The organism is Pseudomonas sp. LBUM1658, assembly GCF_059716055.1.
Map to the genome: position 1 here is coordinate 5,776,496 of NZ_CP166798.1, position 20,242 is coordinate 5,796,737.

Genomic DNA, 20,242 nt, shown 5'->3' on the forward strand with positions numbered 1-20,242 from the left:
GTTATTCCTCGATTTCATTCAGGTTGCGCCCCGCCAGAGCGGCTTTCACCGTCGAGTCCAGGCGGCGGGCAGCAAAGGCATCGGTCACTTGCGACAGACGCTTGGTCTGCTGCTCGATGGCGTAACCATCGGTACCTTTCATCAATTCGCTCAGTTCCTGCATCTGCAGTTCGATGACCATGCGCTCTTCGGCATCGAGCAGGCGCTCGCCGTCGACATCGAGGGCGCCCTGCACCGCTTCGATCAGGCGCTGGGCATCAACCTGCTGCTCGCGCAGTACCCGAGCCGCTTTGTCGTCGTTGGCGTGCTGGAACGAGTCCTTGAGCATCTTGGCGATTTCGCCGTCGGTCAGACCGTACGACGGCTTGACCTGGATACTCGCTTCGACGCCCGAACCCAGTTCGCGGGCCGCGACGCTGAGCAGACCATCGGCATCGACCTGAAAGGTCACGCGAATCTTCGCCGCACCGGCGACCATTGCCGGAATGCCGCGCAATTCGAAGCGCGCCAGGGAGCGGCAGTCGCTGATCAGCTCGCGCTCGCCCTGCAACACGTGGATCGCCATGGCCGACTGGCCATCTTTGTAAGTAGTGAAGTCCTGGGCGCGGGCGACAGGGATGGTGGTGTTGCGCGGAATCACCTTCTCCATCAGGCCGCCCATGGTTTCCAGCCCGAGGGACAACGGAATCACGTCGAGCAGCAGCAGCTCGTCGCCATCGCGCTTGTTGCCAGCCAAGGTATCGGCCTGGATCGCAGCCCCAATGGCCACCACTTGATCCGGATCGATTTCGGTCAGCGGTTCGCGACCGAAGGCTTCAGCGACAGCTTGGCGAACGCGAGGCACGCGAGTCGAGCCGCCGACCATGACCACGGCGTGCACTTCTTCCAGCTCGATGCCGGAGTCACGCACAGCGCGGCGGCAGGCTTTCAGACTGCGAGCGACCATCGGCTCGATCAGCGCATCGAAGACTTCACGGGTCAGCTCGGCTTTCCAGTCGCCGTAGGCAACCTCAACGGCCGGAGCATTGGTCAGGGCTTCTTTGGCCGCACAAGCGGTTTGCAGCAGATGACGTTGCGTGCCCGGATCGAGGTCGGCGGATAAACCCACGCCCTCGATGATCCAGCCCGCAATCGCATGGTCGAAGTCGTCGCCGCCCAGGGCGCTGTCGCCGCCGGTGGCCAGAACCTCGAACACACCGCCGGTCAGGCGCAGAATCGAAATATCGAAGGTCCCGCCGCCCAGGTCATAAATAGCCACCAGGCCTTCGGCGTGCTGATCCAGACCGTAAGCCACGGCGGCGGCGGTCGGCTCATTGAGCAAACGCAGCACGTTCAGACCGGCCAGTTTGGCCGCATCCTTGGTGGCTTGACGCTGAGCGTCGTCGAAATAGGCTGGAACGGTAATCACCGCGCCGACCAGTTCGCCACCCAAGGCCTCTTCGGCACGCTGACGCAGCACCCTGAGGATATCGGCGGAGACTTCGACCGGGCTTTTAGGACCCTGGATGGTGTCGATGAACGGCATGTGCGACTCGCCACCGACAAAGCGGTAGGGCAGTTGATCACCCAGCTGCTTGACGTCGGACAGACCACGACCCATCAAGCGCTTGACCGACAGCACGGTGTTCAAAGGATCGGTAGCGGCAGCCAGCCTGGCCGACATGCCGACTTCGACGCGATCGGCGTGATAGCGCACCGCGGACGGCAGAATGACCTGCCCGTCAGCGTCGGCCAGAGGCTCGGAAAGACCACTGCGCAATGCAGCGACCAGCGAATTGGTAGTGCCCAAGTCAATCCCCACAGCCAGACGACGCTGGTGCGGTTGAGGACTTTGGCCGGGTTCGGCGATCTGCAGTAGGGCCATCGTTATCAGGACTTATCTGTATATCAGGCGTGCGACCGGAGCGGCACTGGGTTAATCGTCGAGGCGCTCTTCTAACTGGCGCACTTCGTAGGTGAGCTTGTCGAGGAACTGCATGCGCCGCATCAGGCGTTCGGCCCGTTCACGTTGCGCTGCATCATCCCAACAGGCTGCGAAGCTTTCGTTCAGTTCATCCTGAGCGATCTTCAGGCGGCGCTTGAACACGGCAATGCCGGCCAGGTCGGCGCTGTCTTGCAGGTCTTCGAGCTCTTCACGCAACTCCATCTGCTGCAGAAGAAACTCCGGATCATGCACCGTGACCTCCAGCGGCAGCTCATGACCACCCAGGGCGAGCAAATAACGTGCACGCTTCGGGGGATTCTTGAGCGTCTGGTAGGCCTCGTTGAGGCTCGCGGAGTGCTCTAGCGCCAGCCGCTGCTCGCGCTCGGAAGCGTCTGCAAAGCGGTCCGGATGAACACCGCGCGCCAACTCACGATAGCGCGTGGCCAACTGATCGAGATCCAGACGGAAGCTCGGCTTCAGTTCAAATAAAGCGAAATGACAAGGAGTACCCACAAGCAGCCTCAGATGTTGAAGCTTTCGCCGCAGCCACATTCACCGCGTACGTTGGGGTTGTTGAACTTGAAGCCTTCGTTCAACCCTTCCTTGACGAAATCGAGCTCGGTGCCGTCCAGGTAGGCCAGGCTTTTCGGGTCGATGATCACTTTCTCGCCGTGACTTTCGAACACCTGATCCTCTGCAACCACCTCGTCGACAAACTCCAGCACGTAGGCAAGGCCGGAACAGCCTGTGGTGCGAACACCCAGACGAATCCCTTCACCTTTGCCGCGCCCGTTGAGGGAGCGTCGCACGTGTTGAGCAGCCGCTTCTGTCATGCTGATAGCCATCGGTGACTCCTTACTCGTCGCCAATCTTGAAAGTCAGATCAAGCCTTTCTTCTGCTTGTAATCGCGAACGGCCGCTTTGATAGCGTCTTCAGCAAGTACCGAGCAGTGAATTTTCACTGGCGGCAGGGCCAGCTCTTCAGCCAGCTGAGTGTTCTTGATGGTCTCTGCTTCATCCAGAGTCTTGCCTTTCATCCACTCGGTCGCCAGGGAGCTGGAGGCGATAGCCGAACCGCAACCGTAGGTCTTGAACTTGGCGTCTTCGATGATGCCTTGCTCGTTGACCTTGATTTGCAGGCGCATAACGTCGCCGCAAGCCGGAGCGCCGACCATGCCGGTGCCGACATCAGGATCTTCCGCGTCCATCTTGCCGACGTTGCGCGGGTTCTCGTAGTGGTCGATGACCTTTTCGCTGTAAGCCATGGTTCTTATTCCTCACTCATCAGAGAGTCGCTCTTGAAGCCCCGATATCTCACAGGGCTTGTATTCGGCGACTTGAATTCAGTGCGCCGCCCACTCGATTTTCGAGATGTCGATGCCGTCTTTGTACATGTCCCACAGCGGCGACAGAGTGCGCAGCTTGGTAACGGCCTCGCAGACTTTCTGCGCGGCGTAGTCGATTTCTTCTTCGGTGGTGAAGCGGCCGAAGGTGAAGCGGATCGAGCTGTGCGCCAGTTCGTCGTTGCGGCCCAGGGCGCGCAGTACGTACGAAGGCTCAAGCGAAGCCGAGGTGCAGGCCGAACCTGAGGAAACCGCCAGATCCTTGAGTGCCATGATCAACGACTCGCCTTCAACATAGTTGAAGCTCAGGTTCAGGTTGTGCGGTACGCGGGACGTCATGCTGCCGTTGATGTACAGCTCTTCCAGGCCTTCGACCTGCTTGAAGAAACGGTCGCTCAGGGCTTTGATCCGGATGTTTTCGCTAGCCATGTCTTCCTTGGCTACACGGAAGGCTTCGCCCATGCCGACGATCTGGTGAGTCGCCAGGGTACCGGAACGCATGCCACGCTCGTGACCGCCGCCATGCATGGTCGCTTCGATGCGAACACGTGGCTTGCGGCTCACGTACAGCGCGCCGATGCCTTTAGGGCCGTAGGTTTTGTGGGCCGAGAAGGACATCAGGTCGACTTTCAGCTTCTGCAGGTCGATTTCGACCTTGCCAGTGGACTGCGCGGCATCGACGTGGAACAAGATCCCTTTGGAACGGGTCAGTTCGCCGATCGCTGCGATGTCGTTGATGGTGCCGATTTCGTTGTTCACGTGCATGACCGAAACCAGGATGGTGTCGTCGCGCAGGGCGGCTTCAATCATCTCAGGGGTAACCAGACCATCAGTGCGAGGCTCGAGGTAGGTCACTTCGAAGCCTTCACGCTCCAGTTGGCGCATGGTGTCGAGGACAGCCTTGTGCTCAATCTTGGTGGTAATCAGGTGTTTGCCTTTGGTGGCATAGAAATGCGCGACACCCTTGATTGCCAGGTTGTCGGACTCGGTGGCACCGGAGGTCCAGACGATTTCACGCGGGTCGGCGTTGACCAGATCAGCGACCTGACGACGCGCATTTTCCACGGATTCTTCGGCTTTCCAGCCGAACACGTGGGAACGGGACGCCGGGTTACCAAAGTTTCCGTCGACCAGCAGGCATTCACTCATTTTTTGCGCCACACGCGGATCAACCGGGGTGGTCGCAGAGTAATCAAGGTAAATCGGCAATTTCATGGACTATCTCCTAAATCAGGCTGGCTGGCGTGCCGCTAGCTCTAATGGCTGTTATTCGACGGCAGACGCTTCAATCTTGTCCAGACGCGGCGACTTGCTGTTGCAACGACGCTGGTCCTGACGCTGGGCTACTTCTTGCACCTCACGGCGAGTCACAAGGTCAGCCAAGCTGATACCGCTCAGAAAATCATGGATCTGCAAGCTGAGATCGCACCACAAGTGGTGGGTCAGGCACGTGTCGCCGGCATGGCAATCGCCAAGGCCCTGGCAACGGGTGGCATCGACAGACTCGTTCACCGCATCGATCACCTGGGCGACCTGGATCCCCTGCATGTCCCGAGATAGCTGATAGCCACCACCAGGGCCGCGAACGCTGGACACCAGATTGCTGCGGCGCAATTTGGCGAAGAGTTGTTCGAGGTAGGACAGGGAAATGCCTTGGCGCTCGGAGATATCGGCCAGCGACACCGGCCCGTTTTGCGCGTGCAACGCCAGGTCGAGCATGGCGGTTACGGCGTAGCGGCCTTTGGTAGTCAGTCTCATGGGCAGGTACCACGGAGTTTCGGAATGGGGGCGAGTATGCAATTCCCGAGTATTTAAGTCAACTATAAGACCTAGTGTTTTACTCGGGTTTACCTGCAAATTAGCGCGCGAATGATAGCAAAGCGCGGCGGTGATCCACCAGCAATACCGCGCCATCGTTCATCGCGAGCAGGCTCGCGATGGGGTTCAGCCGGCCTGACTCTCATCCTTGCCTTTTACACAGGCAAAGTCTTCCTCGCGCAGCTCAGGCAGTTCCTTGGCACAGTAATTACTGCCCAGATCCTTCAACGCCCCGCACATCCCCTCCAGACGACCATCGACCGCCTGCAGGTGATCGAGCAACTGGCCAATGGCGCGAGCCACCGGGTCGGGCATATCTTCACCGACACCGTAGGCATCAAAGCCGATTTTCTCTGCCATGGCCTTGCGCTTGGCATCTTGCTCGTCATCGGACTTGACGATGATCCGCCCCGGAATCCCGACCACCGTCGCACCCGCCGGCACGGCTTTGGTCACCACCGCATTGGAACCGACCTTGGCCCCGGCACCGACCGTGAACGGCCCCAGCACCTTGGCGCCCGCGCCCACGACTACGCCATCTTCCAGCGTCGGATGGCGCTTGCCCTTGTTCCAGCTGGTGCCGCCCAGGGTCACGCCCTGATAAAGGGTGACGTCATCGCCGATCTCGGCGGTTTCACCGATCACGATGCCCATGCCATGGTCAATAAAGAAGCGTCGACCGACCTTGGCCCCCGGATGGATCTCGATCCCGGTCAGCCAGCGGCCGAAGTTCGACACCACCCGCGCCAACCACTTCCAGCCCATACCCCACAGGACCGACGACAGACGATGGATCCAGATGGCGTGCATGCCCGGGTAGCAGGTCAGGACTTCAAAAGCGTTACGTGCCGCCGGGTCACGATGGAAAACACTCTGGATATCTTCACGCAAACGCTCGAACATCATTAATCCTTCCGCTTTAGAAGCTCGCCACGGGCCGCTTTCTGGGTTTCCGTGAGGATGCCACGCAATATATTCATTTCCGCCCGACTGACCGAGCTGCGTCCGTACAACCGGCGCAGGCGCGCCATCAAGTGCCGAGGCTTTTCCGGATCAAGGAACTCGATGGCCACCAGAGTCTGCTCCAGGTGCTCATAGAATCGCTCCAGCTCATCCATGGTCGCCAGCTCGCCGCTCTTGGTCGACGCCACTTCATCCTTCTCGATCTTGCTCGGCTGACCTTCAGCCGCCAGCCAGGACATGCGCACTTCATAGCTCAACACCTGCACCGCCGCCCCGAGATTCAGCGAGCTGAACTCAGGGTCGGATGGGATATGCACGTGATAATGACATCGCTGCAGCTCGTCATTGGTCAGGCCGGAATCTTCACGACCAAACACCAGGGCAATCTCGGCGCCTTGCGCGGCCTCCTCGACCACCTTCGTCCCACATTCGCGAGGATCGAGCAGCGGCCAGGGGATGCGCCGGTCACGGGCACTGGTACCCAGCACCAGATTGCAGCCGACCAGGGCATCTTCCAGGGTGGCGACGACCTGCGCGTTGGCCAGGATATCGCCGGCGCCGGAAGCCCGGGCATCGGCCTCGTGATGCGGAAAAAACCGCGGTTCGACCAGCACCAGCCGCGACAGCCCCATGTTCTTCATGGCGCGCGCAACCCCACCGATGTTTCCGGGATGGCTGGTATTGACCAGGACGACACGAATGTTTTGCAGCAAGGGAGGCGCTCTCGGACACGGGAAAGGGGAGCAAATCTTACAGACCATCCTGCAGTTATGCTATGAAAGCGAACGTCGACCTTCATCTATAGAAAGTTTCTGCTAGAATGCTCGGCTTTCTTTAACAACCTTAGGTGACACATCCATGCAGCCCATGCTGAATATCGCGCTGCGCGCCGCCCGCAGCGCCAGTGAATTGATTTTCCGCTCCATCGAGCGCCTGGATACCATCAAGGTCGACGAAAAAGACGCCAAGGACTACGTGTCCGAAGTTGATCGCGCTGCCGAACAGAAAATCATCGACGCGCTGCGCAAGGCTTACCCGACTCACGGCATCCTCGGCGAAGAAACCGGCATGCACGCCGGTAGCGGCGATGGCGTGGACTACCTGTGGATCATCGACCCACTGGACGGCACCACCAACTTCCTGCGCGGCGTCCCGCACTTCGCGGTCAGCATCGCCTGCAAATACCGTGGTCGCCTGGAACACGCAGTGGTTCTGGACCCGGTTCGCCAGGAAGAATTCACCGCCAGCCGTGGTCGCGGCGCTCAGCTCAACGGTCGTCGCCTGCGTGTCAGCGGTCGCACCAGCCTTGAAGGCGCGCTGCTGGGCACCGGCTTCCCGTTCCGTGACGACCAGATGGACAACCTGGAAAACTACCTGGGCATGTTCCGCAGCCTGGTTGGCCAGACCGCCGGCATCCGCCGCGCCGGTGCCGCCAGCCTCGACTTGGCCTACGTGGCCGCCGGTCGCTACGACGCATTCTGGGAATCAGGCCTGTCCGAATGGGACATGGCTGCAGGCGCCCTGCTGATCCAGGAAGCCGGCGGTCTGGTGAGCGACTTCACCGGCGGCCACGACTTCCTCGAAAAAGGCCACGTCGTTGCCGGCAACACCAAATGCTTCAAAGCAGTCCTGACGGCCATCCAGCCGCACCTGCCGGCCTCGCTGAAACGCTAAGCGAGCAGCCCCAAAAAAGCACCCTCCGGGGTGCTTTTTTTGTGCCCGGGATTTGAGCCAGGCCCCATCCTGAAAACACCCCACACCAACTGTGGGAGCGAGCTTGCTCGCGATGAGGGCTTCACATTCAACATGGATGCTGCCTGACAGTCCGCTATCGCGAGCAAGCTCGCTCCCACGGTAGATCCGGGTACATCCAGGAGAGACAGGCCGGCTGGCAGGTCGTCTATCGCGGGCAAGCCCGCTCCCACAAGATCAAGGTCAAAAGATCGCAGCCTGCGGCAGTTCCTACAGGGGATTGGTGGCATCACCCAAATCTCAGGCACAAAAAAAGCACCCAATCGGGTGCTTTTTTTGAACCTGAAAATCAGCTCATCACTGAGCAGGTTCGTTCTGCCCCAGAACCAGCTGGCCTTCTTTGTTGACCGGAATCTGGTTGCCGGGATCACGATCCATGCGCACTTTGCCTTCCTTGCCATCCAGCGAATACTTCACGTCATAACCGACGATCTTGTCACTGATGTCATTCACGGTGTTACAGCGCGTCTGAGTCGTGGTGTAGGTATCACGATTCTGCATGCCTTCCTGGACCTTGTTGCCGGCATAACCACCGCCAACCGCGCCCGCTACGGTTGCAATCTTCTTGCCCGTGCCGCCGCCGATCTGGTTGCCCAGCAGACCGCCAGCCAACGCACCGACCACCGTACCGGCGATCTGATGCTGATCTTTCACCGGCGCCTGCCGGGTCACGGTGACGTCCTTGCAGACCTCACGCGGAGTTTTGATCTGGGTCTTGACCGGCTCGACTGCCAGCACTTGCGCATACTCAGGGCCGCTTTTAACCAGGTTATAGGTGGCAACAGCACCCCCGGCGGTGACGCCGACAGCACCCAGCACAGCACCAACGAGCATCGACTTGTTCATCATGAACCTCCTGACCATCACATGCGGGACAGGCCCGCGCTTCTCCCAGCCTTGGAGCACAAAAAAAGGCGCGAGTTCAATACTCGCGCCTTTTTGGGTGAAGCCAGAAGCGACGTTTGCCGTTATGGGCGGTCGTCCACTTCCTTGTCAGTGGCGGCCGGAGGAATCAGATCCTCAGTGCTCAGGTTCAGCCAGATCAGCACCACGTTGGCGATATAGATCGACGAGTAGGTACCCGCCAGAACACCGATAAACAGCGCGATGGAGAAGCCGAACAGGTTGTCGCCACCGAAGAACAACAGCGCCGCGATCGCCAGCAGAGTGGAGATGGAGGTCGCCATGGTCCGCAGCAGGGTTTGCGTGGTCGATATGTTGATGTTCTCGATCAGGCTGGCCTTGCGCAGCACCCGGAAGTTCTCACGAACCCGGTCAAATACCACGATGGTGTCGTTGAGCGAGTACCCGATGATCGCCAATACCGCCGCCAGCACCGTCAGGTCGAAGGTGATCTGGAAGAACGAGAGGATACCCAGGGTCACCACCACGTCGTGGATCAGCGAGGCGATGGCACCGACCGCGAACTTCCACTGAAAGCGAAAAGCCAGGTAGATCATGATGCCGCCCAGCGCCATCAGCATGCCGAGACCGCCCTGGTCGCGCAGCTCTTCACCCACCTGCGGGCCGACGAACTCGACGCGCTTGACCACGGCCGGGTTGTCACCGCCGACCTTCTGCAGCGCTTCAGCGACCTGATGACCCAGTTGCGGGTCCTCACCAGGCATACGCACCAGCAGATCGGTAGTCGCACCAAAGCTCTGCACAATGGCGTCGCCATAACCGGCCGCAGCCAGCTGGGCACGCACCTTGGAAACATCGGCCGGACGCTCGTAGGTCAGCTCGATAAGCGTACCGCCGGTGAAGTCCAGACCGTAGTTCAGGCCCTTATGGAACCAGCTGAACAATGCCAGAGCCGAAAGGAGCAATGTGACGCCGAACGCAATGTTGCGAACGCCCATGAAGTTGATTGTACGTAACATGGCAGCCCCTTAAATCCACAACTTCTTGAAGTCACGACCGCCGAAGATCAGGTTGACCATCGCGCGGGTCACCATGATGGCCGTGAACATCGAGGTAAAGATCCCGAGGGACATGGTCACCGCAAAGCCTTTGACCGGGCCGGTGCCCATGGCAAAGAGGATCCCGCCGACCAACAACGTGGTCAGGTTGGCGTCGAGAATCGCGGTAAATGCCCGGCCGAAGCCTTCATTGATTGCCCGCTGCACGGACATGCCGGCAGCGATCTCTTCACGTATCCGCGAGAAGATCAGTACGTTGGCGTCGACCGCCATACCCATGGTCAAAACGATACCGGCGATACCTGGCAGGGTCAGCGTCGCACCCAGCAAGGACATCAAGGCCAGCAGCATCACCATGTTCACCGCCAGCGCGACCGTGGCAATGATGCCGAAGAAGCGGTAGATGGCGATGATGAACAGCGAAACGAACAGCATGCCCCACAGGGAAGCATCGATACCCTTGACGATGTTGTCGGCACCCAGGCTCGGGCCGATGGTGCGCTCTTCAGCGAAGTACATCGGCGCCGCCAGACCGCCGGCACGCAGCAGCAGGGCCAGCTCGGAAGCCTCGCCCTGACCGTTCAGGCCAGTGATACGGAACTGGCTGCCCAGTGGCGACTGGATGGTCGCCAGGCTGATGATCTTCTTCTCTTCCTTGAAGGTCTGCACCGGCACGTCTTTCTCGACGCCGTTGACCACTTGCTTGGTGTAAGTGGTGATCGGCCGTTGCTCGATGAAGATCACCGCCATGCTGCGACCGACGTTGCTGCGAGTCGAACGACTCATCAACTCGCCGCCGTGACCATCAAGCTTGATGTTCACCTGCGGACGACCTTGCTCATCAAAACCTGCCTGAGCGTCGGTCACCTGGTCACCGGTGATGATCAGGCCACGCTCGATCTGTGCAGCAGGACGACCGCCTTCACGGAACTCGAACGACTCGGAACTGGCTTTGGAAGCACCTGCATCGGCGGCCAGACGGAATTCAAGGTTGGCCGTCTTGCCGAGGATCCGCTTGGCTTCAGCGGTGTCCTGCACGCCCGGCAGCTCAACCACGATACGGTTGGCACCCTGACGCTGAACGATAGGTTCGGCAACACCCAGCTCGTTGACGCGGTTACGTACCGTGGTCAAGTTCTGCTTGATGGAGTATTCACGGATTTCCGCCAGCTTGGCCGGGGTCATCGCCAGACGCAGCACCGGTTGACCGTTGAGGTCGGCAGGTGTCACTTCGAAATCGTTGAAATTCTTGCGGATCAGCGTACGGGCCTGTTCGCGGGCAGGCTCATCAGTGAAGCCCAGCTGAATGGCACCATCGAGTTGCGGCAGGCTGCGATAGCGCACCTTATCTTTGCGCAACAGGCTCTTGACGTCGCCTTCGTAGACTTTCAGGCGTGCATCGAGGGCTTTATCCATGTCCACTTCCAGCAGGAAGTGCACACCACCGGACAAATCCAGACCCAGCTTCATCGGGTGCGCGCCAAGGCTGCGCAGCCATTGTGGAGTGGTTTGTGCCAGGTTCAGCGCAACGACATAGTCATCGCCCAGGGTCTTGCGCACTACGTCTTTGGCCGGAAGTTGGTCTTCCTGCTTGATCAGACGCAACAAACCGCCCTTGCCTTTCTCCGCCAGACTGGCAGCCTTGACGTTGATCCCGGCGTCGGAGAGCGCTTTGCTCGCCCGATCCAGATCAGCCTGAGTGACCTGCAGCGCAGTACTTGCACCACTGATCTGAATGGCCGGATCGTCAGGGTATAAATTGGGAGCGGAATAAATAGAGCCGATCGCCAGCACAGCCAGGATCAGTATGTATTTCCACAGAGGGTATTTGTTCAGCATCACGCCGCCCGCTTATGACGCGGGGCGCCTTGCGCGCCCCGTCGATTGGTAAAAGTTGGAACTTTAGATCGCTTTGAGCGTGCCTTTTGGCAGCGTGGCGGCGATAGCGCCTTTCTGGAACTTCAGCTCTACCTGGTCGGAAACTTCGAGAACCACGAAGTCATCGGCCACTTTGGTGATCTTGCCGGCGATACCGCCGGTAGTCACAACTTCGTCACCTTTTTGCAGGTTACCCAGCAGCGCTTTTTGCTCTTTGGCGCGCTTGGCCTGTGGACGCCAGATCATCAGGTAAAAGATGACCAGGAAGCCGACCAGGAAAATCCACTCAAAACCACCGCCCATTGGGCCAGCAGCAGGTGCAGCGGCATCAGCCATGGCATTAGAGATAAAAAAGCTCATTTAGCACTCCAGTTGCAATATTGAATCTTAGGGTCAGAAAACTCAGTCCAAAGGCGGAACAGGCAAGCCGCGTTTGGCATAAAAGGCATCGACAAAGGCGGCCAATGTACCCTGTTGAATAGACTCGCGCAAACCAGCCATAAGCACCTGGTAATGGCGCAAATTATGGATGGTATTCAACATGCTACCCAGCATTTCGCCGCATTTGTCCAGATGATGCAGATAAGCGCGGGAGAAGTTCTGGCAGGTGTAGCAATCGCAGGTCGGATCCAGCGGCGTATCATCATGGCGATGGAACGCGTTGCGGATCTTCAGCACGCCGGTATCGATGAACAAATGCCCATTGCGGGCATTGCGGGTTGGCATCACGCAATCGAACATGTCCACACCGCGGCGCACACCCTCAACCAGATCTTCCGGTTTGCCAACGCCCATAAGGTAACGAGGTTTGTCAGCGGGCATCAGGCCCGGCAGGTAATCCAGCACCTTGATCATCTCGTGCTTGGGCTCGCCCACCGACAGACCGCCGATCGCCAGGCCATCGAAGCCGATCTGGTCGAGGCCTTCCAGGGAGCGCATGCGCAGGTCCTGGTGCATCCCGCCCTGAACGATACCGAACAGTGCGGCAGTATTCTCGCCATGGGCATTCTTCGAACGCTGGGCCCAGCGCAACGACAGCTCCATCGAGACCCGCGCCACATCTTCATCGGCCGGGTACGGCGTGCATTCGTCGAAAATCATCACGATGTCCGAGCCCAGGTCGCGCTGGACCTGCATCGATTCTTCCGGGCCCATGAAGACTTTCGCGCCATCGACCGGCGAAGCGAAGGTCACGCCCTCCTCCTTGATCTTGCGCATGGCGCCCAGGCTGAACACCTGGAAACCACCGGAGTCGGTCAGAATCGGGCCTTTCCACTGCATGAAGTCGTGCAAGTCGCCGTGCTTCTTGATCACTTCCGTGCCAGGGCGCAGCCACAGGTGAAAGGTGTTGCCCAGGATGATCTCGGCGCCGGTGGCGGTGATATCCCGCGGCAGCATGCCCTTGACCGTGCCGTAAGTGCCGACCGGCATGAACGCTGGGGTTTCGACGGTACCGCGGGGAAAGGTCAGACGACCACGACGAGCCTTGCCATCAGTGGCGAGCAACTCAAAAGACATACGACTCATGCATGATCCTCAGGGGCCAAACCCTTGGGGGCAGTTGGCGCAGGGTTACGGGTGATGAACATCGCATCACCGTAGCTGAAAAAGCGGTACCCATGCTCGACGGCCGCGGCATAGGCAGCCATGGTTTCGGGATAACCGGCGAACGCCGAAACCAGCATTAACAATGTGGATTCAGGCAAATGAAAGTTGGTCACCAGGGCATCGACCACATGGAACGGCCGGCCCGGGAAAATAAAGATATCGGTATCGCCGCTGAACGGCTTGAGCACGCCATCGCGAGCCGCACTCTCCAGCGAACGCACGCTGGTAGTACCGACCGCAACCACCCGCCCGCCACGGGCACGGCAGGCCGCCACCGCATCCACCACTTCCTGGCTGACTTCCAGCCATTCGTTATGCATGTGGTGATCTTCGAGACGCTCCACGCGCACCGGTTGGAACGTCCCGGCGCCAACGTGCAAGGTCACGAACGCAGTTTCGACGCCCTTGGCGGCAATCGCCTCCATCAGCGGCTGATCGAAATGCAGCCCCGCCGTCGGCGCCGCCACAGCGCCCAGACGCGCGGCATAGACCGTCTGATAACGCTCGCGGTCCGAGCCCTCATCCGGGCGGTCTATATAAGGAGGCAACGGCATATGCCCGACGCGATCCAGCAGCGGCAGCACTTCCTCGGCAAACCGCAGCTCGAACAACGCATCATGACGCGCCAGCATCTCGGCCTCGCCACCACCGTCGATCAGGATCTTCGAACCAGGCTTGGGCGACTTGCTGGAACGCACATGGGCCAGCACGCGATGACTGTCGAGCACCCGCTCGATCAGAATTTCCAGCTTGCCGCCGGAAGCCTTCTGGCCAAACAGCCGCGCCGGAATCACCCGGGTATTGTTAAACACCATCAAATCGCCTGGGCGCAAAAGCTCAAGCAAATCAGTGAATTGACGGTGTGCCAGGGCGCCGCTGAGCCCATCCAGGGTCAACAGGCGACTGCCACGACGCTCAGCCAAAGGATGGCGAGCAATCAAGGAATCAGGGAGCTCGAAGGTAAAGTCAGCAACGCGCATGATGGGGTTCGTCTAGCAGGGCCGGGAAGTTTAGCGGAAATAGTCAAAATTGACCATGAAACGTGATTGACCAACGGTAATCTCATCTCTATACTTCGCCGCCATTGAGCCCTGATGGCGGAATTGGTAGACGCGGCGGATTCAAAATCCGTTTTCGAAAGGAGTGGGAGTTCGAGTCTCCCTCGGGGCACCAAAATTAAGAAAGGCCTTGCATTGCAGGGCCTTTTTTTATGCCTGTAGAAAAGCGATCCTCCCTGCCCTGCGCGCGCCCCAATGACACCACGCGCGCGCCTTTGTAGGAGCTGCCGAAGGCTGCGATCTTTTGATCTTGCTCTTTCGATGCGCCACTTCACCTCGGCTAACGGAAGATAAACAAAAAGACCTGTCACCTCTATCCGTCCTATCGGTAAGACATCACAAGGATCCACCCCATGGAATCGCCACTGGAAACCGTCGCCCTTTACTCCCTCAAACTGGCTTACGAGACGGAAGGCCAAAGTCCGATTTTGCGCGACGATCTGATAATGAGCGGCTATCAGAGGGAGGTATTTGGCTTGCTGGTGCGCAGAGGTGATGTCGAGGCTATCCAGCTTAAAGTCGATGAATGCCTGGGTTTGGCGCTGAAATCGGTAGGTGGTGTTAATACACCTCTGGGTCGCGAGTTGCATAGGTTGTCAGCTAATTTCTCCGGTGCTCAGACCATGGAGCAGCTTGATACCCCGCTCATCGCGCTCATGGAATACTTGAAAGATATTCAGTGAATGATGGGGTGTCCCCTTTTCTCCTAGGCCATTTCGGCCGGAAGAACTCCCAATATTCATAGGGCCGCACTGATAGTTTTTTACACTTAGAGTGGTTGACGGGAGTGTCAACTTCGTTCAAAAGTGGCCGTGAGCGCGAAACCAGTTGCCTCCAGCGGCTATAACTGACGTAAGAACCCCGTCGATGGCTGGACATCAGCGTAGGGTGAGACCTCCACACCCCTGCTTGAGGGTGTGTATATGAATATCAAGCAAAACGTTTAAGGGCAGCCCTCAAAGCTGCCCTTTTTCTTGTCCGTCATAGGCGTTTCAACTGCCAACGACAGAATCGCGGGATCGACAAAGCCCAGGTGCTGGGCGACGACTCCCGGATTTTTGCAAGCTCCTCGCCACTGACTACACAACCTTGCGCAACTGCCTACAATTCCCCCAGAATTCGCCCGCTTGTGCGCCTTGCCCCACGCCACTAACGTTCTCCTGTCGCTGCCCATCAGCGATCGGGTTTAGTAGCTCGTGGTTTTCCAAGGTGCATAGCGCTCCAATTAGTCAGGTATTCCCTTTACCTGCACTTGATGGTGGCTGTGCGTAGGGCGCCCTCGGGCGCGCCGGTTCCTTGGATCCCCGGTCTACTAACCTGCGTACAGCTGCCACCCCTTCGTTTAGTAGCGAATCGGTGGCAACTTCAAACTTAAGGATCCGAGAGAAATGTACAAAGTAACCCCCAATCCGCCCGAAACCCCAAACGTTTCCCCCTACGAATCCCTCGACTCAAAAAAACTCCACGAGGCCGCCGACCGAGCCCTCGATCACTACCTGACCCCACCACCATCGAACAAGCCTCGCCCCAACGACCAGCGCCCCAACCAATTCTTCACCGTCGCCCCGGACATCAACCCCGAAGCCTTGATGGCCCACACCTACGAAACTTTCTGCTCGGCCAGCACCCTGACCCTGGATCTTTCCGACGACCTGGAAGGCAAACACCGCAACATCGCCCTGGCCATCTATAGCCTCATGGAGCTGGGGTTGTTGTTGATCGAAAAGACACTGGATCGCGAGCATTCGTTGAAGGTGTAGGCAGCTAGAGCAAACGCGCCCGCGTCGATCGCGGGCGCGCCAAAGTTGAATGGATTTGGTGCCAGCGGTGCTGAGCACAGAAACTGTGATGAGAAGAGAAAAGGGGACAGATTTATTTATCGCACACAGCACTTACCAAAAAATAAATCTGTCCCCTTTTCCGTCTAAAAAATAAATCTGTCCCCTTTTCCCTTTTCCCTTTTCCCTTTTCCGCTTTTCCCTTCGTCCCCTTTTCCCTTTTCCCATTACAGAGCAAACCTACATCAACCAAAGAAACGTCTGATTTATCTCCCACATCGCCTTACCTAGCGTGTTCGTCCCTGCAGATAAAACAAGGACATAGACCGCATGAGGCGCTACCACATCACCGTCGGGGCCAAAACCACCGTCAACGGCACCGTGCTCACTGGCTGGGAATGCAGCACCATCAATGGCCTGGCCATGGCCCGCGAAGGCGATGAGGTCGATTGCCCGGAATGTGACAGCACCGGGGTAATCGTCTGCGATGGCCCGCATTTGGTGGACCTGCTGGATGGACGTAACGCCGCCCTGGACGGCGACCTCTGCAGCTGCAAGTGCGACCCGCCGCCGCGGCTGATTGCCAACCAGACCCTCAGGTGCCAGGTGATCGACGGTGGTGACGTCGCACCACGCCCCCGGGCTGCCGCACAACCCGCCGCTGCGACCTCAACCCGTCAATCGGTAGCCGAGCCGCGCCCTTCCGGTTTCGCGCCTGCAGCGACCCGTCCCACTCCGACCTTCGCTGAACTGCCGGGGCGGGTCTGCGAGAACCTCTGGCTCGGGTACCAGCAAAGAGCCGAGTCCATCGTGGCACCGGGTGGCAGGCTGATCGCCGACCCCAAGGCGCGTAATCGCGCGATCAATGCCGCCTATGCCAGGTTATGGCTTGAGGATCAGCGCTTCCAATGGGCGGGCCTCGCCGCCTTTGCCTCGAAACAGGTCGGTTGTGGCCTGCTGCACGCTGCCGATTCGATCGAGAAGATTCAGGCTGAATATGAAGCGGGACAGCGCTTGAGGAATAGCGCCAGGAAAGGGTTCTTTGGCTTGCTCAGCCGCAGTGAGCGAGAAAGGCAGGCGAAACTGCGGGACTTCGAGCAGGCACAGCGCGATTACGAGCAAGCCTACCGCAACAACCCGCTGCCGAGCATCGACCTCAGGAGCGACGACGAATCGCTGTCGTATGCGCAGCAGCTGTACCAGTACGTGTACGAGATGCTGGCCATGGGCAATACCACGCTGTTTCTGGACGTGTTTCCGCTGCATGCGTTTTACCAAGAGCGTGGGTTGAAGGCGCTTGAAACCTGCCTGCCTTCACGCAAAAACATTTATGGGCATGACCAGCACCCGGTGCTGTGGCCGGTAGCGCAGGAGACGCTAAAGTTCGGTACGGACTACGAGGAAATCCTGCAAGCCTTTGAAGCCATTGAGGCTGGCAATATCGCCGAAAGCGTTGCGCTTCTTGCCGAGCACGAACAGGCCAACATCTTGCAACCGGCGATGTACCGGGACCGGGGACTGGTATGGTTGCTGCGCAGCAACCATGTTTCCTATATCACCGGCGTCCCGTCCGGCGCCGCTGAAGCCATCGAACTGACACTGGCCAGCCAATGCCGCCGCGTCGATGATGGACGTACCATTGGCTTTGGCAACAACCCCATGGCCGACCTGTCCGATATCCATCAGCGCATGGCCTTCGTGCTCAGGGCGGCGGCGCAGTTTGACGAGCTGCTGCGGAACGGCAATCGCCACCGGATCGAACAGGCAATTCTGGATATCGCCGCAGGCCGGGGCGTGCGATGAAAAGGCTCGCGCTTCTCGGCTGGCAACGTGGCGGGATCGGTCTGGCCGTTGTCGCACTCCTGGTGTTGGCGGCGGTACGCCTTGGCGCCAGTGAACCGGAAATCGCGCTGGTGATTGGCGAGCCTTACGAGTCCATGCGCCAGCGCTCTAGTGCAGTCATTGGTCCAGCCATTCCTGGGCACTCATGGTTCAACATTCCAAAATCCGACGCCCGCCTTCGTTTCATAGACCCCCAATACGGGTTCGTGACCCCACTGGCCCGCTTCTTCACGGTTAGTTTCACTGACGAGTTAGTCAGAAGTGTCCGTATGTCCCCGCAGATCGAGCCGCTGTTGCTCGACGATACGCTCAAGATCGTGCTGGACTTGCAGGAGCAATGGCGCCAAGGGGGCTGGACACCCATCCGGGTCAAAGACTTTCCATCGTTTGCCGACACCCCGCAATGGCGTGCCCGATTGCGCGACGTGAATAAAGGGGGCACGGCCTATTGGCGAGCGGGCGACCAGTACCAGGTGATGTTGGTGGTTAATCGCTTCAGGGACGATAAGCGTCCCACAGAGGAGCGCTACCTCATCACGATCGGACTGGGCAAGTCTCGGGGTGGGCCTTGAACATGCGTATTAATGACGGACGTCCCATTGGCTTTGGCAGCAATCACTTTGCCGACCTGTCCGATATCCATCAGCGCATGGCCTTCAAGGCCGCGGCGCGGTTTGATGAGCTGCTGCAGCCCCCTGATCGCTACCTGATCGACCAGGCGATTCGGGATATTGCCGCAGGCCGGGGCGTTCGATGAGCCTGCTGCAACGCGTGGGTTGGCGCCGCGCGGTATTTGCACTGGCGGCCGCTGCCCTCCTTACGATGGCGGCGATTCAAATGCAATCGAGTGAACCGGAAATCGCGCTGGTGATTGGCGAGCCTTACGAGGCCATGCGCCAACGCTCCAGTGCGGGCATTGATCCAGCCATTCCTGGGCATTATTGGTTCAATATTCCCAAGTCTGATGCTCGCCTCCGTTTTACCGACCCTCAATACGGGTTCGTGACCCCACTGGCTCGCTTCTTCACGGTTAGTTTCGATGATGAACTGGTGGGCAATGTCCGTTTGTCCCCACAAATCGAGCCGCTATTGCTCGACGATACACTCAAAATCGTGCTGGATTTACAGGAGCAATGGCGCAGAACTGGCTGGATACCAATCCGGGTCAAGGACGATCCACCGTTTGCCGACACGCCCCAATGGCGCGTCCAATTACGAGATGTGAACAAAAGCAGTGTTGCTTACTGGCAAGCGGGCAACCAGTATCAAGTGATGCTGGTGGTTAGTCGCTTCCGAGACGATAAGCGTCCCACAGAGGAGCGCTACCTCATCACGTTGCAACTTGCCACGCCATGGGTGAAGCAATGATCTTGCGCCTCGATAACGAACGTACCATTTGCTTTGGCAACAACCCCATGGCCGACCTGTCCGATATCCATCAGCGCATGCACTTCGCCCTCAAGGCACCGACTGCTCTTCGACATCACTCCAACTGCTATCCGGATCGAAGCGTCGCATGGCCGTCGCCAGTTTCGCGCTGTCCGGGCCCTGGTCTTTCTCGAACATCTGGCCTTCGTGGCTGATCATGAAGCTCATCACGCCGCTGTCGCCGTACTTCGCCGGCCAGGCGATCAGGGCGAAGCCGCGGCTCATGTTGTCGCCGAGCTTATAGTTGTAAGCGCCGCCCGGCGCTGATGGCCCCTGTGCGTCGAGGATACGGTAATGGTAGCCATGCCATTCGCCGCCGGGCTTGGCGTCGCCGAACAACGGGCCGAGCGGACTCTCTTCTATACCGGGCTCCTCGGCCCAGTACAGACCATCGTACTTGCCGTTGCTGCTAATGAACTTCTGCGCGTACTCAAGCACGCCGTCGCCGTCGCGGTCGACCTCGGCGTAGTCCACCTGGGCATCGTAGTAGGCCAACGCCGACTGCACGGTGGCCAGTTCGTTGCGACCGATGCGGCGCTCACGGATCTCCTCGCCACCGGCCTTGGCGTTGAAGGCCCAGCCATCCTTACCCTGCATGATCGGCAGCGGCAACGTCCAGGGGTCGGTGCCGACCACCAGATGCACTTGGCCTTGTCCGTCGGACTGGGTGCTGTGTTTTTCCCGGTAGCGGGCGAGGAAGGCATCGACATCGTCGCGGTCGACGCCCTCTAGCGGGATATACGCGCGCCAGTCGGCGCCGAGCAAGGCCGCGAGGCGCGCGGGATCGGCCTGTTTGGTGCCGAGCGCGGCGACCAGGGCCTCGGCGGCGGCATCCGGACTGCGAAAGGCCTGCTGCGCGCTTACGTCCTGGGCCAGAACCGCCAGCAGCGCAACCGGTAAAATACGCAATGCAGCATTCATGGCGAGT

22 protein-coding genes and 1 tRNA gene are annotated in these 20,242 nt (G+C 59.1%); 8 read left to right on the forward strand and 15 right to left on the reverse strand.

Translation table 11 applies throughout. The features are described 5' to 3' along the window. Nucleotide 1: 1 nt before the first annotated feature. The 8 genes from hscA to trmJ all read right to left on the reverse strand — a co-directional run bounded on the left by hscA (nucleotide 2) and on the right by trmJ (nucleotide 6,761). Nucleotides 2–1,864, reverse strand: a complete 1,863-nt coding sequence (hscA, locus tag ACA064_RS26675) for a Fe-S protein assembly chaperone HscA (RefSeq protein WP_497670800.1) — start codon at nucleotides 1,862–1,864, stop codon at nucleotides 2–4. A gap of 51 nt (nucleotides 1,865–1,915) precedes the next feature. Further along, nucleotides 1,916–2,437, reverse strand: a complete 522-nt coding sequence (gene hscB / locus ACA064_RS26680; protein WP_497670801.1) for a co-chaperone HscB — start codon at nucleotides 2,435–2,437, stop codon at nucleotides 1,916–1,918. A gap of 8 nt (nucleotides 2,438–2,445) precedes the next feature. Then, nucleotides 2,446–2,769 (reverse strand): iron-sulfur cluster assembly protein IscA, encoded by a 324-nt coding sequence (gene iscA / locus ACA064_RS26685; RefSeq protein ID WP_007903589.1) that lies wholly within the window; start codon nucleotides 2,767–2,769, stop codon nucleotides 2,446–2,448. Between the two features lie 33 nt (nucleotides 2,770–2,802). Beyond that, nucleotides 2,803–3,189: a Fe-S cluster assembly scaffold IscU gene (gene iscU / locus ACA064_RS26690; protein ID WP_003443374.1), complete on the reverse strand. Its 387-nt coding sequence runs from the start codon at nucleotides 3,187–3,189 to the stop codon at nucleotides 2,803–2,805. A 78-nt stretch (nucleotides 3,190–3,267) separates the two neighbouring features. Further along, a complete protein-coding gene (locus ACA064_RS26695) occupies nucleotides 3,268–4,482 on the reverse strand; it encodes an IscS subfamily cysteine desulfurase (protein ID WP_497670802.1) in 1,215 nt (404 codons plus the stop codon). 51 nt (nucleotides 4,483–4,533) lie between these two features. Then, a complete protein-coding gene (iscR, locus tag ACA064_RS26700) occupies nucleotides 4,534–5,025 on the reverse strand; it encodes a Fe-S cluster assembly transcriptional regulator IscR (protein WP_497670803.1) in 492 nt (163 codons plus the stop codon). A gap of 186 nt (nucleotides 5,026–5,211) precedes the next feature. Then, on the reverse strand, nucleotides 5,212–5,988 hold the full coding sequence (gene cysE, locus ACA064_RS26705) for a serine O-acetyltransferase (protein ID WP_497674335.1): 777 nt from the start codon (nucleotides 5,986–5,988) through the stop codon (nucleotides 5,212–5,214). Between the two features lie 2 nt (nucleotides 5,989–5,990). After that, entirely contained in the window at nucleotides 5,991–6,761 is a 771-nt protein-coding gene (gene trmJ, locus ACA064_RS26710; protein ID WP_497670804.1) for a tRNA (cytosine(32)/uridine(32)-2'-O)-methyltransferase TrmJ, read from the reverse strand. A 145-nt stretch (nucleotides 6,762–6,906) separates the two neighbouring features. On the opposite strand from trmJ, the gene suhB reads away from it, so the two are divergent. Further along, a complete protein-coding gene (gene suhB / locus ACA064_RS26715; RefSeq protein ID WP_150641554.1) occupies nucleotides 6,907–7,722 on the forward strand; it encodes a type III secretion system regulator SuhB in 816 nt (271 codons plus the stop codon). Nucleotides 7,723–8,097: 375 nt separating this feature from the next. Here the strand turns inward: suhB and ACA064_RS26720 are convergent, their stop codons facing one another. From ACA064_RS26720 to queA, 6 genes are all read right to left on the reverse strand, one after another. Further along, nucleotides 8,098–8,646, reverse strand: a complete 549-nt coding sequence (locus ACA064_RS26720; RefSeq protein WP_497674336.1) for a glycine zipper 2TM domain-containing protein — start codon at nucleotides 8,644–8,646, stop codon at nucleotides 8,098–8,100. 122 nt (nucleotides 8,647–8,768) lie between these two features. After that, nucleotides 8,769–9,683 carry a protein translocase subunit SecF gene (gene secF / locus ACA064_RS26725; protein WP_497670805.1) on the reverse strand — a complete coding sequence of 305 codons (915 nt, stop codon included), beginning with the start codon at nucleotides 9,681–9,683 and terminating at the stop codon, nucleotides 8,769–8,771. A 9-nt stretch (nucleotides 9,684–9,692) separates the two neighbouring features. Then, a complete protein-coding gene (gene secD / locus ACA064_RS26730; protein WP_497670806.1) occupies nucleotides 9,693–11,561 on the reverse strand; it encodes a protein translocase subunit SecD in 1,869 nt (622 codons plus the stop codon). Between the two features lie 63 nt (nucleotides 11,562–11,624). Next, nucleotides 11,625–11,960: a preprotein translocase subunit YajC gene (yajC, locus tag ACA064_RS26735; protein WP_150802004.1), complete on the reverse strand. Its 336-nt coding sequence runs from the start codon at nucleotides 11,958–11,960 to the stop codon at nucleotides 11,625–11,627. 42 nt (nucleotides 11,961–12,002) lie between these two features. Next, the gene (tgt, locus tag ACA064_RS26740; protein WP_150802190.1) at nucleotides 12,003–13,118 is read right to left on the reverse strand and encodes a tRNA guanosine(34) transglycosylase Tgt; all 1,116 of its coding nucleotides are present in this window, start codon (nucleotides 13,116–13,118) and stop codon (nucleotides 12,003–12,005) included. A 5-nt stretch (nucleotides 13,119–13,123) separates the two neighbouring features. Then, the gene (gene queA, locus ACA064_RS26745) at nucleotides 13,124–14,188 is read right to left on the reverse strand and encodes a tRNA preQ1(34) S-adenosylmethionine ribosyltransferase-isomerase QueA (protein ID WP_497670807.1); all 1,065 of its coding nucleotides are present in this window, start codon (nucleotides 14,186–14,188) and stop codon (nucleotides 13,124–13,126) included. Between the two features lie 108 nt (nucleotides 14,189–14,296). On the opposite strand from queA, the gene ACA064_RS26750 reads away from it, so the two are divergent. The 7 genes from ACA064_RS26750 (at nucleotide 14,297) to ACA064_RS26780 (ending at nucleotide 19,254) form a co-directional block, all read left to right on the forward strand. Further along, nucleotides 14,297–14,381: transfer RNA gene (locus ACA064_RS26750), tRNA-Leu, on the forward strand. Nucleotides 14,382–14,619: 238 nt separating this feature from the next. Then, a complete protein-coding gene (locus ACA064_RS26755; protein WP_497670808.1) occupies nucleotides 14,620–14,949 on the forward strand; it encodes a hypothetical protein in 330 nt (109 codons plus the stop codon). Between the two features lie 705 nt (nucleotides 14,950–15,654). Further along, entirely contained in the window at nucleotides 15,655–16,026 is a 372-nt protein-coding gene (locus ACA064_RS26760) for a DUF6124 family protein (protein WP_497670809.1), read from the forward strand. Nucleotides 16,027–16,374: 348 nt separating this feature from the next. Then, a complete protein-coding gene (locus ACA064_RS26765; protein WP_497670810.1) occupies nucleotides 16,375–17,847 on the forward strand; it encodes a PAAR domain-containing protein in 1,473 nt (490 codons plus the stop codon). Continuing rightward, on the forward strand, nucleotides 17,844–18,458 hold the full coding sequence (locus ACA064_RS26770; protein WP_497670811.1) for a hypothetical protein: 615 nt from the start codon (nucleotides 17,844–17,846) through the stop codon (nucleotides 18,456–18,458). The genes ACA064_RS26765 and ACA064_RS26770 overlap by 4 nt, the downstream gene beginning before the upstream one ends. Nucleotides 18,459–18,460: 2 nt before the next feature. Further along, entirely contained in the window at nucleotides 18,461–18,643 is a 183-nt protein-coding gene (locus ACA064_RS26775) for a hypothetical protein (RefSeq protein WP_497670812.1), read from the forward strand. Then, nucleotides 18,640–19,254, forward strand: coding sequence for a hypothetical protein (locus ACA064_RS26780; RefSeq protein WP_497670813.1), 615 nt, complete (start codon nucleotides 18,640–18,642; stop codon nucleotides 19,252–19,254). Before ACA064_RS26775 ends, ACA064_RS26780 begins: the two co-directional genes overlap by 4 nt. 90 nt (nucleotides 19,255–19,344) lie before the next feature. Here ACA064_RS26780 and ACA064_RS26785 read toward each other — a convergent pair whose 3' ends face one another. Next, nucleotides 19,345–20,235, reverse strand: coding sequence for a DUF2950 domain-containing protein (locus tag ACA064_RS26785; RefSeq protein ID WP_497670814.1), 891 nt, complete (start codon nucleotides 20,233–20,235; stop codon nucleotides 19,345–19,347). Between the last annotated feature and the right edge of the window lie 7 nt (nucleotides 20,236–20,242).

Excerpts from the sequence above, each read along its gene's own strand:
- hscA (WP_497670800.1), bottom strand. The coding sequence starts at position 1,864 with ATGGCCCTACTGCAGATCGCCGAACCCGGCCAAAGTCCTCAACCGCAC.
- iscA (WP_007903589.1), bottom strand. The coding sequence starts at position 2,769 with ATGGCTATCAGCATGACAGAAGCGGCTGCTCAACACGTGCGACGCTCC.
- iscU (WP_003443374.1), bottom strand. The coding sequence starts at position 3,189 with ATGGCTTACAGCGAAAAGGTCATCGACCACTACGAGAACCCGCGCAAC.
- ACA064_RS26695 (WP_497670802.1), bottom strand. The coding sequence starts at position 4,482 with ATGAAATTGCCGATTTACCTTGATTACTCTGCGACCACCCCGGTTGAT.
- iscR (WP_497670803.1), bottom strand. The coding sequence starts at position 5,025 with ATGAGACTGACTACCAAAGGCCGCTACGCCGTAACCGCCATGCTCGAC.
- cysE (WP_497674335.1), bottom strand. The coding sequence starts at position 5,988 with ATGTTCGAGCGTTTGCGTGAAGATATCCAGAGTGTTTTCCATCGTGAC.
- suhB (WP_150641554.1), top strand. The coding sequence starts at position 6,907 with ATGCAGCCCATGCTGAATATCGCGCTGCGCGCCGCCCGCAGCGCCAGT.
- ACA064_RS26720 (WP_497674336.1), bottom strand. The coding sequence starts at position 8,646 with ATGAACAAGTCGATGCTCGTTGGTGCTGTGCTGGGTGCTGTCGGCGTC.
- secF (WP_497670805.1), bottom strand. The coding sequence starts at position 9,683 with ATGTTACGTACAATCAACTTCATGGGCGTTCGCAACATTGCGTTCGGC.
- secD (WP_497670806.1), bottom strand. The coding sequence starts at position 11,561 with ATGCTGAACAAATACCCTCTGTGGAAATACATACTGATCCTGGCTGTG.
- yajC (WP_150802004.1), bottom strand. The coding sequence starts at position 11,960 with ATGAGCTTTTTTATCTCTAATGCCATGGCTGATGCCGCTGCACCTGCT.
- tgt (WP_150802190.1), bottom strand. The coding sequence starts at position 13,118 with ATGTCTTTTGAGTTGCTCGCCACTGATGGCAAGGCTCGTCGTGGTCGT.
- queA (WP_497670807.1), bottom strand. The coding sequence starts at position 14,188 with ATGCGCGTTGCTGACTTTACCTTCGAGCTCCCTGATTCCTTGATTGCT.
- ACA064_RS26755 (WP_497670808.1), top strand. The coding sequence starts at position 14,620 with ATGGAATCGCCACTGGAAACCGTCGCCCTTTACTCCCTCAAACTGGCT.
- ACA064_RS26760 (WP_497670809.1), top strand. The coding sequence starts at position 15,655 with ATGTACAAAGTAACCCCCAATCCGCCCGAAACCCCAAACGTTTCCCCC.
- ACA064_RS26765 (WP_497670810.1), top strand. The coding sequence starts at position 16,375 with ATGAGGCGCTACCACATCACCGTCGGGGCCAAAACCACCGTCAACGGC.
- ACA064_RS26770 (WP_497670811.1), top strand. The coding sequence starts at position 17,844 with ATGAAAAGGCTCGCGCTTCTCGGCTGGCAACGTGGCGGGATCGGTCTG.
- ACA064_RS26775 (WP_497670812.1), top strand. The coding sequence starts at position 18,461 with ATGCGTATTAATGACGGACGTCCCATTGGCTTTGGCAGCAATCACTTT.
- ACA064_RS26780 (WP_497670813.1), top strand. The coding sequence starts at position 18,640 with ATGAGCCTGCTGCAACGCGTGGGTTGGCGCCGCGCGGTATTTGCACTG.
- ACA064_RS26785 (WP_497670814.1), bottom strand. The coding sequence starts at position 20,235 with ATGAATGCTGCATTGCGTATTTTACCGGTTGCGCTGCTGGCGGTTCTG.